8 protein-coding genes and 1 riboswitch are annotated in these 14,897 nt (G+C 25.9%); of the genes, 1 reads left to right on the top strand and 7 read right to left on the bottom strand.

The genetic code is table 4. The annotated features are described in order from the left end of the window. Positions 1 to 26: 26 nt before the first annotated feature. From GE118_RS02155 to GE118_RS02145, 3 genes are all read right to left on the bottom strand, one after another. Positions 27 to 3,872, bottom strand: a complete 3,846-nt coding sequence (locus GE118_RS02155) for an OppA family ABC transporter substrate-binding lipoprotein (RefSeq protein WP_158763814.1) — start codon at positions 3,870 to 3,872, stop codon at positions 27 to 29. An 8-nt stretch (positions 3,873 to 3,880) separates the two neighbouring features. Continuing rightward, positions 3,881 to 5,713, bottom strand: coding sequence for an oligoendopeptidase F (gene pepF, locus GE118_RS02150; protein WP_233262738.1), 1,833 nt, complete (start codon positions 5,711 to 5,713; stop codon positions 3,881 to 3,883). A gap of 84 nt (positions 5,714 to 5,797) precedes the next feature. Continuing rightward, a riboswitch (Lysine riboswitch) is annotated at positions 5,798 to 5,962 on the bottom strand. A 166-nt stretch (positions 5,963 to 6,128) separates the two neighbouring features. Continuing rightward, positions 6,129 to 7,862: a GIY-YIG nuclease family protein gene (locus GE118_RS02145; RefSeq protein ID WP_158763813.1), complete on the bottom strand. Its 1,734-nt coding sequence runs from the start codon at positions 7,860 to 7,862 to the stop codon at positions 6,129 to 6,131. Positions 7,863 to 7,965: 103 nt separating this feature from the next. Between GE118_RS02145 and GE118_RS02140 the strand changes: the two genes are divergently transcribed. Beyond that, positions 7,966 to 8,517, top strand: coding sequence for a thymidine kinase (locus tag GE118_RS02140; protein WP_158763812.1), 552 nt, complete (start codon positions 7,966 to 7,968; stop codon positions 8,515 to 8,517). Between the two features lie 57 nt (positions 8,518 to 8,574). On the opposite strand, the gene GE118_RS02135 is transcribed toward GE118_RS02140, so the two are convergent. The 4 genes from GE118_RS02135 to GE118_RS02120 form a co-directional block, all read right to left on the bottom strand. Then, positions 8,575 to 8,904, bottom strand: coding sequence for a hypothetical protein (locus GE118_RS02135; RefSeq protein ID WP_158763811.1), 330 nt, complete (start codon positions 8,902 to 8,904; stop codon positions 8,575 to 8,577). A 202-nt stretch (positions 8,905 to 9,106) separates the two neighbouring features. Beyond that, positions 9,107 to 10,228, bottom strand: a complete 1,122-nt coding sequence (locus tag GE118_RS02130; RefSeq protein ID WP_158763810.1) for a hypothetical protein — start codon at positions 10,226 to 10,228, stop codon at positions 9,107 to 9,109. A 256-nt stretch (positions 10,229 to 10,484) separates the two neighbouring features. Then, entirely contained in the window at positions 10,485 to 13,292 is a 2,808-nt protein-coding gene (locus GE118_RS02125) for a hypothetical protein (RefSeq protein ID WP_158763809.1), read from the bottom strand. Positions 13,293 to 13,364: 72 nt separating this feature from the next. After that, a complete protein-coding gene (locus GE118_RS02120; RefSeq protein ID WP_158763808.1) occupies positions 13,365 to 14,723 on the bottom strand; it encodes a hypothetical protein in 1,359 nt (452 codons plus the stop codon). Positions 14,724 to 14,897 lie beyond the last annotated feature (174 nt).

Here is a 14,897-nt window from a genome sequence, read left to right as displayed (position 1 = left end):
ATATATTTTAACATTTAGTCCTTTCTTTATTTTCCATTTACTACACGGTATTGAGTTAAATCAGCATAATCTGATAAGTTTGAAGGTATGATGTAATTTGGATTAACAATAACATTAACAAATGGACTTTGTGAAATGCTAATTGTTGGGTTTAATGAATTACCAAGCATATTGGTAAATTCTTGAGCTAAATCAATAATTTGTTTTTTATTAGATTGATCAGTATAGAACAATCAGAATCTAGATGAAATAGTACCTCCAGTTTGATATTTTTCATTATCTGGTAAGTTCATTGTAGCTTGATCTAAATTAACTAATTTTCCATTTTCAAATTTCTTTGCTCCTAATAAATCAGATAAATCATTAATTTCAGCAGAAGTTAATTCGCCTCATTTGCTTGGATCAATTGAAAATCTGTAATTTACATCCGGATTAGAAGTAAAGGTTTTTAATAAGTCTGAAGCACGTTTGATTTCAGGATATGCTTTAGCCATATAATCTCTATATTTTTCATCGTTTCAAATTGAAACTAAAATATTCATTAAGTTTGCTGATCATGAATATCCATCAAATCCTGAACCAATACCATCATAATCATACCCTCAACCAACTAATGCAATTGGGATTGATGAATTTAAGTAGTAGCTTAAGAAATCTTTGGTATTATCAGGTTTTTTAAGTTTGAAATCTAATCTATCATCTAAAGCGTTTCATGATCTAACTGCTAAATTATAAGCATTAACTTGTTTATCACTATAGTTTGTATATCTATAGTATAAAGTTGCAGAAATTTTTTGACCTTGAAGCTCAGGATTTTGTGCATAGAAATCATCTAATAATTGTTTCATTTTAGCTTTTAAAACTTTAAATGCCACAGTTCTAACTTCTTCTTCTGCAGGAAGACCATTAACATTGGTGTCTTGAGGTTTTAATAAAGTACCAATATCTTTACCATCAGAATTTTTACCAAAATCAATTCTTTCTCCAGTTTTAGCATCAACTACGAAAGTTGAGTTTAAGAAATCTCAATTGCCTCTTGGGGTTCATTTATCTTTTGGTAATGAAGTATCTTTATCATCTCCATTAATTCTTGAATCAGGAGCAAAACCCGAAATTCAAGGTAATACTTCTCTTGGAGAATTAATTTGAGCAGCAAGTTGTTGTCAGTTTAAACTTGAAGTTAAAATACTTCTAAACTCATTAGCAATACCACTACTTGCATGAATAACTGTATTTTTAGCAGTTCCATCTCTTAAACTTTGAGCATCAGTTCCTCAGAATAATTTAGCAAATGCATCATTGTAGAATGTATTAGCGTCTTTGTTTTTACTTGGAGTAAGACTTCAAACAATTTTTGAAGTTAAGCTTGATTTATTAAGTGATTGTCTTTGAGTTAAACCATATTTTTCAGGATTTAATTTAACTTTTGCAATGTTTTGTTCTGATAAATTACCAAAAGCCACACTTGAAGATAATCCAGCAATATATAAGTTAAATGATTGAGCTGCATAAGCGGCTGCATCTTGACTACGGTTTTGATATTTATTAATGAATTTTAAAATGGTTTGAGGATCAGAAGTGAATTTAGTATCTCAATAATTAGTATTTAATCTAGTTTCAATTGATAAAGTATCAGTGTTGTAATCTACTCCATAATACTTACCGGCAAATAAAGTGCTTTTAATATCAAAACCATATCAATAAACTCCTGATTGTCTTGCTAAACCAAGAGCATTACTACTAATTTGATCTTTAATATTATTTAATTCTGCAGGGCTTAATTGAGTTTGAGCTCATAATGGAACATTATTGTTAATGTTTTGTTCTTCAATGTATTCTGAAGGTGCTGGTTGAACTGTATAACTTGTAATTATGTTTTCTAAGAAAGCTTTTCAATCAGTTTCTTCTTTTTCATTCTTTTTATGAGCTACAAAATATTCATTTCCATCAGCGTATTCTACAGCATCTTTAACTGAAGCTAATTTATCTGAACTTACGTTAAATAAGTTAAATAAATACTCGTTTCCATATTTACTTTTTGGAGTGAAGTTATTACCTGGACTAATAAATATTTTTCTTATTAAATCATCTAAATTTTTGCTTCCACCATGACTATCTCTATAATCTGTGTCATACATTTTGGTTCTTAAATAACCAATAGCAAAGTCTTTAGCTTTAATATGGTATTTAGTAGCTTCTCCATTTGAATTAGTTCAAAATCCATTTTTTCTAATTCTAAATTTAACATTAATTGCATCTTTTAATTTTTTATCAAACTCGTCAGAGTTTATAGAACGAGGGTTGCTTGAACGTCTTTGAACTGAAGTATTTGAGTAAACTTTAATTTCTTCAGTTTTTTTAGTTTTACCATCTATATAATAAGTAATTTCTTTAGTTTTAGGTCTTTCTACTAATCAAGCATCATCTTGATCAAATGTATATTCTTTAAGTTGATCATTTTCTTTCACAGTAACTATAATAGCATCTGCAAGTTCAAGTTTATATCTTCAAAATGAAGGTTTTGTAACATAATGTTCTTCTTTATATGTTCCTTTTGTTGAATCTATGCTAGTGATAAAGTTTTTAATAATACTTCTACCTTTGTGTTCTCTTTGGAATAAGTCAGCAGTTGCAGTATCTTTAAATGGATCATTTTTACTTCCACTAACAATAGAAGTATCATAAAGGAATACTGGAGCACTATAAGTTGAATTATAATCATTAATAAAGTATCTACTTTTTGCAGTAGCCGCAAATGAAGGAGTTAATTGTTCAAATTTATAGTTATTAACTAATAAGTTTTTAACTTCGTCTTTAGTTAAATAATTACCAGTACCTGCTTCTGCATCTGTTATACCATCTTCATCAAGATTTTCAATTTGATTAATATATAAATCACCTAGTACAACTTGGTATTCTTTTTCTAATTTAATTTTTTGAGCAGTTAATTTATCAATTTCAGCTTTAGCAGCATCAATTTGTTTATTGTTTTGATTTTCTAATTTAACTAATTTAGCTTTAATATCACGATATTGAGCACTTTTTTCTATTCTAGATTCTTCATTTTGTTGAAATTCTTTTGAATATTCTTCAATCTTGCTATCTCTTTGTTCTTGATTGCCAAAAGTTAATGCAGTTGTTAATTTAGTAGTTAAGCTTGAAACTTTATTATCTAAGCTTTCAATTTCACTAGCAAATTGTTGATCGATGTATGTTTTAACTTCAGTAACTATTTTTGCTGAAGCGGCATTAGTATTTTCTTTTTCAGGAAATAACTCTGATAAATCAATTTTTAATTTACTTTTTTCTACTAAATCTTTAACACTAGCAATTAATTGGCTAACTTGAGTATTAGCTCAATCAAGTTTATTAATTTGATCTCATAAAGCTTGTGTTTGATTTTTTAAAGAAGTATCTTTGGTTAAACTATCAATGTCTGCTGATTGACTAGATACAAAATGATAAAAATATTTAGTAAAAGAATCGCTATCTTCAAGATCAACATCTTTTAAGTTAAGATATTGATCAATAATATAAGTTAAATCTTTTGAACCAAAAGTTTTAATATATTCAATTTCATTATTTAACAATAAATTATCATTAATTAATTTATTGCTTTCATTTTTTAAATCAGCTAACTGATCTTTATATTCGTTAATTAACGAAGTTAGTTGATTTAAAAGTTGATTTTGAGTGTTTAATTTTTCATTAACATCAGCTATTTGTTGTTCTAAATTACCTTTTGAAGCAAGTGCTTTTTTAGAATCAAATGTTTTTTTAGTTGAATTAGCGTTAGAACAACTAATGGCTGCTGCTAAAGTCATTAAGGAACCTGTTCCTATAAGTGGAAGCAATATTCTTTTTATTTTCATATTTCTCCTTATTTTTTAATAAATAGTTTTTTACCTAGTTTTTCTCAATCTTTGATTAATTCAACTACATAATCAAATCCTTGAGTGTAAAAATTATCATCCATTAAATCAACTCCTACTTTTTTAAGGATGTTAATTGGATAATCTGACCCTCCTGCACTTAAGAAATTATTAATGTAATTTTCTAAAGCACTAGGTCCTTCTTTTTTATATTGACTAAAGAAGTATAACGCTACTAATTGACCAATAGCATATTTATAAACATAAAATCCATAGTAATAATGTGGTACATAAACACTAGCAATATTATCTTTATCTTTGTATTTTTTAGTTTTATTACTTAATGAATAATCTAATGAGTTTTGGTAGTATAACTTACTAATAGTTTGATAATCTGGAGCAATATTTCCTTTAGCTATTCCATCGTATAATAAATATTCATAATTAGCTCATTCCACTTGACGTAAAACCGTACCAATAAATCCGCTAATCATACTATCAAGAATTTTGAATTTTAATTTATCATTATCTGATGTTTTTAATAAATAATCAAATAACATTAACTCATTAAAAATAGAAGCAATTTCAGCTAAGAAAATAGGATATTGACTATTGTTTAATGAATTACGTGTATCAGAAAAGTATGAGTGCATTGAATGCCCTAATTCATGAGCTAGAGTTTCAACACTTCTTAATTCTTCATCGAAGTTCATTAAAATATATTTTTTATCAATTCCAAAAGTTCCACCAATACTATAAGCACCACTACGTTTATTTTTAACATTCATATAATCAATTCAATTTTCACTAAATGCTAAATTAATTTGACTCATATATTCTGTTCCAAAAGGTTCTAAAGCTTTTTTAACTATTTCTTGAGCTTCTTCAACAGTATAAGTTGATTTAACTTGAACTAATTCTCTAGCAGTATCTCATTTTTCCATTTTGCTATTAAATTTAGCTTTATAGAATTTTTTAGTTAATGAAGCATATTTTTTAAGTTTCTTAGAATGAGTTTTAACTTGAGTGAATAAATTCATTAATAATTCATCAGTCATTCTGTCACTTTTAGTTAACATTTCAACTGCTGAATTATATTTACGCATTTTAGCACTACCTACAATGGCTTTAAAGTGCTGGTGTAAGGTCGAAGCTAAAGAATCTTTGTGTTTATAATAAGCGTTTCAGTAATTAGTATAAGCACCTTTACGAATTTGTTTATCATCTGATTTTAATAATTCTGAACGATTAGCAGGATTTAATTTAATTTTCTTACCTTTTGATGAAACTACAGTTCCATAATCTAATTCACTATTGGTAATAATGCTAAAAATAGCATGTGGATCAGGTTCAAAGAATGATGATTTAACAATAAATTCTTCAACTGAATCATCTAATTTATGCTCATATTCTAAAATTAAATCTTCAATATCTCTTTTATAATCTTTTAATCTTGGATCATCTTTTCATTGTTTCATTTTTTCAATATTGGCAAAGAATCTATTGGTTTCAGAACCAAATTGTTCTGAAAGTTGTTGTGATAAGAAATCTATTTCTTGTTCTTTAGTTCTAAATTCAGTATCAATTAAATTAGTGTTTAATTTGTTTGATAAATAGTTGCTAATTTTATAACTTAACATTGTTTCTTGCTCTTGAAGTTTAATATCAGCAATATATGATTCAATATCTTGGTATTTAGAATCTTTATTTGCAATTCTTTGTTCTTTAATTGCTTTGTATTCTGCTACTAATTGGTCTAGAGTTTTATTTTTTAAAATATCTTCTAAATCTCAACGGTATTTAGCTGGTACATCACTATATTTTGCATATTGTTTAGCCATAATTTCTCCTTAAAATAAAAAAAGTTTTGTAGTGCTTAAACTACAAAACTAATAATTTATTTTTAAATAATTTTATTAACTTAGTAATTCTATAGCACCTTGGTATAAACCAGAGTAGAAATCTTTTATGCTTTTCTACCATTATCCCAAATTGCCATTTAGAATAATTCGGCTTTTATCCCCTTTAGGTATCATCATTGCTTGCGGCTCAGAATACTTACTTATGGTAAAAGCTCCTCTATAGTTATATAAAACATTAACAGATTTCTAATATGTTTTCAATCTGTTAAAACAACAGATTGTACTTTAAAAATTATTAATAATATTAATAATAAAATTAAAAATTGTTGAATGTTTTTGCATACGTTTATTTTATCATAAAGTTATTTATATAATGCGATATTTCTTGCTAAAATTAGATTTTTTTATTACTTTCAACCCAATCTCTAATGTTTTGTGCTTTGATTGGATTAATTACTTTAGATAATTCTTCAAAGCTAGCATTATAAATGTTGCTGTAGTTTAAAAAATGTTTTAATAAAATGGTTTCAGTTTTAGGTCCTATACCTTTAATTTTTAATAATCCACTACTTAAAGAGTTATTAGTAAGATTTTTATTCATATATTGTTTAGCATATTTATCTACTTCAAATTGACAATTAGTAAGAAATTTAAATAAGTTATTAGTTATTTGAATTTCTTGTCCTTTAGCATTGATTAAAGCTCTAGTTTTATGGTTTTGATCTTTAATCAAACCAAAAACTTTAATTTTGTTTTCTAAATTAAACTCTTTTAAAGCGTATAGAGCTTGATCAATTTGTGCTTTTGCTCCATCAACAATAAAAATATCATCATTAGTTAAAAAAAGATGATTTTGTTGAAGGTATTTACTAACTGTGAGATACATATACATAGGATCTCCGTGTTTTGCTAGTTGTTTTTGCAGATTAATGTGATTGAACTTACGATTTAACTTATTATTTCTAATTAAATTAGTATAAGCAATAACAACTCCTACAAGATATTTGTCATTAATAAATGAGTTATCAAATAAAAATAAGTTATTAACTTGTTTAGACTCATTAAAAATCATATTTACTTCATTATTTAACTGTTGATGTTGAAGATATTTTTGTTTATGTTGCTCAAATTCAAGATTAATAAAATTATTTAAATTAGTTTGATTAATTTCTAATAAATTAAGAAATTCATTTTTAGTATGAGAAATTTTATTTTGATAGCTAAAATCTAAAGTTATATCCAAATTATTTGTATCAATTAAAATAACTGAAGGATCATCATTTAATTGATAATATTGCTCTAAAAAATCATTAATCATTAAATCTAAATTATTCTTAATTTCAAAAAGGTAACTTTTATTTTCCATAGGAATACCATATTGGTATAAAGAAACATAAATAACCAATCAATTATCAATCACTTTAAAAGAAAAAACATCAACATTGTGCTGATTACTAATTTTAGGAATTTGTTTATCTTTTAATGCTTGAAGTAAAACTACAGCATCACGATATTCCATAGCAATTTCATAGTTTAAAATTAAACTATTTTGTTCCATTTGACTAGTTAGATGATTAATAAAATTATTATTTTTAAGCTTAAGTATTTCTTTAATTTGATTGTATTTGTTTAATCAAAATCAATAATCATTATTATTGATTTTTAATCCATTATCATATAAAAATTCTCGTTCAAGAATTTTGATTAAATGTCTTAAGCGATATTTAGGTGAAAATGGACCATAATAAAAAGCTTTTTCTTTTTTATTGATGCTATTTTTCTTTTTGATTTCTAATTTATTAGTTTTTAAGCTTACAACTAAATATGGATAATATTTATCATCTAATAAAGCAATATTGTACTTAGGAACATGCTGTTTGATGTAATTTTGTTCTTTAATAAAGCTTTCATGTTCATTAGCACAAATAATGATTTCAATATCACTAACTTCTTGCATCATTTTTTTAGTTTTATAAGAATTAATTGATCCTTGAAGGTATTGGTTAATTCTATTATTCAAATCCTTAGCTTTACCGATATAAATAATTTCATTATCAATATTTTTTCATAAATATACCCCAGGAAGATGTGGAATAAGTTTAATTTTTTCTTTTAATGATTGGTTCATAATTAAATAATATTATTTATGTTTCTTTTTTCATAAAAAAATATTTTTTTATATCGTATTGATTAAAAATATTTAAAATAAATAAACTAAAAGGAGGAGAGAGATGTTTTGAAAATATCCAAAAGGAACTTTAGAAGTAATTACTGGACCTATGTTTGCAGGGAAATCTGCTGAATTGATTAAACGTTTAACGATTTGAAAAATTGCTAAAGTAGAAGTTATGGTATTTAAACCAAGCTTTGATCAAAGATTTGATCAATATAAAATTGTTTCAAGAACTGGATCTAACATTAATGCAATAGTGATAAAAAATAGTAGTGAGATTTTACCATTAATCACTAAAGATGTTAAAGCAGTGGCTTTTGATGAAATTCATTTTTTTGACCAAGGAGTAATTCAAGTAATTGAAAAATTACTTGAATTAGATATTAGGGTAATTGTTTCGGGGTTAGATACTGATTATTTAGGTCAACCATTTGAAATAGTAGCAGATTTATTAGCTAGAGCTGATACAGTAAACAAATTAAAAGCTGTATGTATGAAATGTCTTGGAGAAGCTAATATGACTTATAGAAAAGTTGCTTCAACTGAAAGGCATTTACTTGGAGATGATGAGTATGAAGCAAGATGTAGAACTTGTCATGCTATTAAATAATAATTTGATTAAAAAAGACAAGAATTTAATTCTTGTCTTTTAATTTATAAAATTACATTATTTTTTTAATTCTAATTCTTCTTCATCTTCTTCACGAGCGAAAATAATATATAAGAATGCACCAAATATAACTACAAATGTTGAAGGAATTAATATTGATAATAATAGATTTCTTGAGTTTCTTTGGTTTTTAGGTGTTAATTCAGTTGAAGCAACTCTTCTAGGTTGAGCTACTTTTGGAACAGTAATAGGATCATTATTATTAACGTTTGAATTTGTATTAGTTGTTGCTGTAGAATTTGCACTAGCAGAAATTAATGGTGTTGATGCTGCAGCAATAGTTGATACTGCACCAAGTGAAATAAATAACTTTTTAAGTTTGAACATACTAACCTTTCTATAACTAAGTGTTTATATTATTATACAATATTTGCTATATTTTCATAACTAGAGATTTTGCATAATAGTTAAAAATTTAGCTATTATGCAAGAGTAAAATTATAAAAATCTACTATTGCTAGTAGATTTTTACTTGAAATTAAAAAATGATTAAATTATTTATTTGATTTAGTTAATCAAAATCCATAAACTAGTTGTTTTGGTTCATTTCACCAAAGATGTATAGTGATAAAATCAATCTTAATAATTCTTGAACCTTACCGTTAGCAATCATGCTTTGAGGTGTTAATTCTTGAGCATTTGATTCTGTAGCAGTTCCTTCAGTTGCTGTATTTTCAGCTTCGTTACTTCCTGCTTCTGTTGAACTTCCTTCAGCAGATGATTCACCATTACCGTTTTGGTTTTCTTCAGTTGAAGTAGCTTCACCATTTTGGTCTGTTGTTGCTTCAGATCCACTATTTGTGTTATCTACAGCATTCCCTTCACCATCAGCTTCTTTGTTAGCGTTTTCAACTTCTGTTTCTTTGTTACCGTCTTGAGTAGATTCGGGTAATACAGTTGTTGTTCCTTCAACAGCTGGTTGAGCAGGATCGACAGTATTCTCAGATTCTTTTCCAGCAGATGCTTCATTTCCGTTTGAATCAGTAGCTCCAGGTGTACCGGCTTGATTTTCTGTAGATTCTTTTTCACCTTCTGCTTCTTTTTCTTCTGTAGATGCTCCACCTTCACTATCGGTATTTTCGCTAGCTTTTGGTCCTTCTTCAGGATTTGCTACAACAGGTTGTTTTTCATCACCACCTGAAGTTGTAGTTGATTCAGTATTAGTAACCTCTCCACTGTTTTCTTCTGGTTGAGAAACCACTTCAGATTTAGGTTCTACAGGTGTTGAATCAACACTTGAAGGTTGAGTTTCAACATTAGATTCTCCATTGTTTGAACCTGATGACATTTCACCTTTAGGTTGTTCTAATGAGTTCTCTGATTCTGGTCTTGATTCAGAACTTTCTGCTTCGTTTTCATTTGAAGTAGTTCCGCCTTGTGAGCTTCCTTCTGGTGTTGCAGGAGCTTCAGGAGATGTTCCTCCTTCTCCTGTTCCATCAGCAGCAACTTCTTCACCATTAGCTGTATTTAAATTAAATTCTTTATTTAATTCAAGGTTTAAACTAGAACCTAATACTTCTACTTTTTTACTTTCTAACACTTTGTTTGAAGTAGTGTCATTTTTATTTGATAAAGTATAAGCAACAGCTGTTGTAGCAACTAATGAACTAGTTAAAACAACTGGTCAAATGAATTTTCATTTTTTCTTCATATATTTAAAAAATCCTTTCTTTTAATTAAATTCTTTGTACGTTGTATTTGATTAAATTTATTAAGATATTCTATCTTTATTTTTATACTATAAATATTAGTATATATAAGTAAATTATTACTAAAAGAACGATTAAAGTATACATTTTTTTAGCAAAAACAACCTATATAATGAATTAGAGTCCTAAAGCTTGTATAAAAAATAAGAGAAAAACTCTTATTTTTTAGTTAATTTAAGGAGAAAAAGTGATTTTTGGTTAAATTTCAATGTTGTAATTTTTAAATATTTCTTTAGATCTATTGATATTATTTTTGAATACTTTATACGATGCCTCTATATTTGCTGTTGCTACCTTGATGTTGGTTAATTGATAAGAAATATCGTTTGAATTTAAGTCAGCAGCAACTTGTGCTAATAGTTTATCAATTTCAGAAGCATCTCTTGAGGTTGTGAATGCTTTTCAAACATAATCTCCAACAAAATTTTGATTCTTTTCTTTAAAAGCATTAAATGCATTATATTGCTCATTATAGTATCTTGTAGCTTCATTATAAATGTTTCTTAAAGCAAGATATAAAGGAGCTGTGTGTTGATTATATGCTCTAAATGCAGTTATTAAATCATTTTTGGTTTCATTTACTTCGTTAATTTTTTGATATTTTTTAGTCGCAGTAAGCAATTCTGATGCTTTATCTAACAATTCTTTATATTTAAGTCCTTCTCCATTTTTAAAATAATCATCTTCTAATGAACTTTGAATCTTGCTTAATTGTGTTTTTGAAATTGTATCTAATGATGCATAAGCTGCATCAGTTTCTTGGATTTTATTTGCTAAATTATTTGATAATAATATTTTTTGTTTAGCTTGTTCTAGGAGTTTGATATCAGTTGGTAAATTGTTATTTATCATAGAAATATTAGTATCAACATCTATTCCATATTCATAAAGTTTATGTGCTATTTCACTTGCGTTAGCTTCTGAACCTTGTTTTCATTCATCTATTTCATCAAAAAGTAATGAACAAGCTTGATTTATTCTTGAAGATCATTCTTTTGATTTTTCCTTGATATTAGATTGATCATCTGAATCTAAAAAGGTATCTATTTCATTGGTTATAGCAGTTAAACTATCAAAGAAGTTGCTCTTTAAATATTGATTTTTATCGGTAGTTAAAACTTCTTTGATTTTAGAATTTACTTCTTTTAGCTCCATTATAGCTTGTTTATGAATTGATAGTTGTTCTCTAGTTTCTCTTAAAACTGTTTTTAATTCAGTGATATAACTTTCTTTATTTTCAATAGAATGATTAGATGATAACATTTGTTCAATTTCATTTATCTTATTTACTAGTGGTTGAGTTATTGAAGAAGTATTTTCATTTTGTTTTTCTTGAACAAATTCCTTAGCTTTTGAAATTAAATTATTCAATTCTAATGTTAAAGAATTATCTAATGATGTTATTGCTTGATCTAAAGAACTTGATAATTCATTAATTAATCTAGAAAATAATGAAACTTTATCATTATTTTCTTCGGTATTACTAGTTGATAGAGTTTGTTTAGTCTCATTAACTTTTTGAACCAATGGTTTAATTATTGAAGCATTATTATTTTGTTTGTCTTGGATGAATTTTTCAACTTTTGAAATTAAATTATTTAATTCTAAAGTTCTAGCATTTTCTAATGCTAATACAACTTGATTAAAAGAGTTTGATAATTCGTTAATTAATGTTGGAAGTAATGTAAGTTCTAAAGTGGTTTTAAACACATTTTCTTTAGCTAAAGCTGTATTTAATTGATTTAAAACATCATCTTTATTTGCTATATCTTGAAATTGATGATTTTCATTTTCTAATAAAGGTTTGATATTTTGAAGCTTTTGTAATAGAACCTTAATTTGGTCAATGTTAGTAAATAAATCAGTGTAATTGTTTTTAAGATCACTAATTTGAGTTTTTAATAAAGCAAAATCTAATTCTTTTTGATGTAATTGTTTTTTAGTTAGAGTTTGATTATCATTGATTTCAAATTGGTCTAATTTGGTTTTTAAATCAAGTATCTTTGCTTTTAAATTTGTTACTAAATTAATATCTTGGTTAGATGAATCATTTAGTTTATTGTTGTTAGTTGATTCATAATCATTTAATTCTTGTTTAGTTGTATTAAATGAATTTTTATATTGAGCTAAAGCTGTTTCAAAAGCAACTAGGTTTTGTTGCCTTTTATCTTGAACTTCTTTTAAAATTGGTTTTAAAATCAATATTGAATTATCTAACTGTTCAAATGAACTTTCTTTATTGAAATTATTATTAGAAATTTGCTTTAAAGCAGTATTGATATTATTTATTATAGTTTCTTCATCTTCAAGCAAACTATCATTAATTAAGTTGTTTGCTTGAGTTTCTAAATTCATTAATTGGTTAAATCTATTTTGATTAAGCATAATTAATGAATCGTTATATGCTTGATCAATATTGTTAAATAATTTATTTGCTTCATTAAAATCTTGTGATTCTTTAAATGATGATACATTAGCTATAGCTTGATTAATATTATTTAAAAGTTCATTATATTGTTCAAAATCTTGATCTAAATTTTGATTTTTTAGTGAACTTTCAATATTTAATAATTTTTGTTCTAAATCTTTGATTTTAGAAAATTTATCACTAATTGTATTATGTGAATTGATTAATTGCTTAATTTCATTAATTAAATGTTTGGTTATATTAATGTTATTAGTTAGTTGTTCAACTGATCAAGTGCTTAAATTGCTATTAGGTAAATTGTTAATTTTTGTTTGAGTATCATTTATTTTATCTTTAATAACTTTTATTAAAGCTATATTACTATTGTTAGGATTGTTGATGGTTTCTTTTGTGGTATTGATCAATAACGCTAAATCGTTTTGAGTTTGTTTTAAATTCTTTTGATAAAAGACTACATCTTTTTTAGATAAAGCATTAATATTTTTACTTTTTGCTACTATAGCAGTAGTGGCAATACTTGTTGCTAATATTAAACTTCCACCAGTAATTGCAATAATTGTTATTTTTTTATTAAACATAATTTTCCTTAGAGATATAAAAAATATTAATAAATGATCTAATTTGAAACTAGAACATTTATTAATATATAACTACGATTGTTTAGGTGTTGATTCTTTTGAAGCTTGATCAAACAATTTTTCTAAATCTTCTAGATCTTTTAGTATTGATTCAAACGTTTTTGGATTATTAGTTGAATCATATTTTTTAGCTTTTAATTCTGCCGCTTTATCTTTTAATGTTTTTACTGCTGTATTTTCATTGCTTTCTGATTGATGAGATTTCAATCAAGATTCAACTTCAGTAATTTTTTGATCTAATAATATTTTAGAAACAACATTATTAACAGGGGTAATTGTTTGGAATAATGTTTTTTGCATTTCATCTAAAACATCATAATCTTTAGAAACTGGTTTTAAATCCTTAATGTATTCTGGGTTTGGTTTATCATCAAGAGTTTCTTTACTATATTTATCTAATAATGCTTTTAAATTAGCTAAAGTATCTTTTTGAGTTTCTTGTCATTTATTTATTAAATCATTAGCATATTTTAATAAGTTAGCAGTTTTTTCTTGAGCTGTATTAATTAATGCAAGATATTCATCAGCATATTTTTTAGCAAGTTTAGCTCCATTTTGTAATGCTAAAACGTTATTATTTGTACCAATTTCATTTACAGGCATTTTAAATAATGATTCAAAATTTAAAGTAGCTATTACTAATTGTTTATAAGGTGCTGTTAAAGCATATCCGCTAGTTCTACCATTGTATAATTCAACAGCTTCTTTCATTACTTGATAATTAACATTAATAGCATCTTGTAATTCTGCAGAAGCATGAACAACATTCATTGCAGCTTTATCAGCTGTAGCTAATAATTCTTCATATTTTTCATAAATTACTTTAAATGATGATCATTCTTTATTTGCTACTGTTGGGATAAATTTGTTTAATGTGGCTTTTGAATTATCGAAATATTTATCAGTTCATAAAGGGAATCAATTTTTATTAAGATCTTCAATTTTTAGATCAATAAGGTTTTTGTACTTAGTGATACCTGTTTGTGATGCAGCTTTGTAATCTGTTTGGATTTTAGAAGTTAATTGTGTTAATTCTTTTAGAATTTCGTCTAATTTTTGTGGTGTTTGTTGAGAAAGGTTAAGTTTTGAGATTTGAGCAATTTTTTGATTTACTAAATCTAAAGTCGAAGAATAAGGATTAGTTTTATCGTTAGTTTTTTGAACTACAAAATTCAATTCATCTATTGATTTTTGAATATTTGTTTTTTGTTCATCAATTTTCTTAACTAATTCATTATTATTCATAGATTCTTTTTTGCTATTTACTACGCTATAGGTAATAATACCAGCAACTCCAGCTGTTGCTGTAATAGCACCTAAAATGATGAATAATTTTTTACGACTTGTATTCTTGTTTGCGTTTTGAGACATTTTTGATCCTTAAATAAAATAGTTTAATTGATTAATAACAAGTTTTTACTTTGCTATTTACCAATGTCAAGAGACCATATTAATGTTGCTGAAAATTTTTCATATATATTTATTGTTAAATGGAAATATGGAATCCTATATATATATATATATATATATATACGTCTAGCGATC

This window comes from Mycoplasma sp. NEAQ87857 (assembly GCF_009792315.1).
In the GTDB taxonomy this organism is placed as follows: Bacteria; Bacillota_I; Bacilli_A; order Mycoplasmatales; family Metamycoplasmataceae; genus Mycoplasmopsis.
The sequence above is the reverse complement of the archived record's forward strand: the minus strand, read 5'-3'. Positions and strand labels throughout refer to the sequence as shown.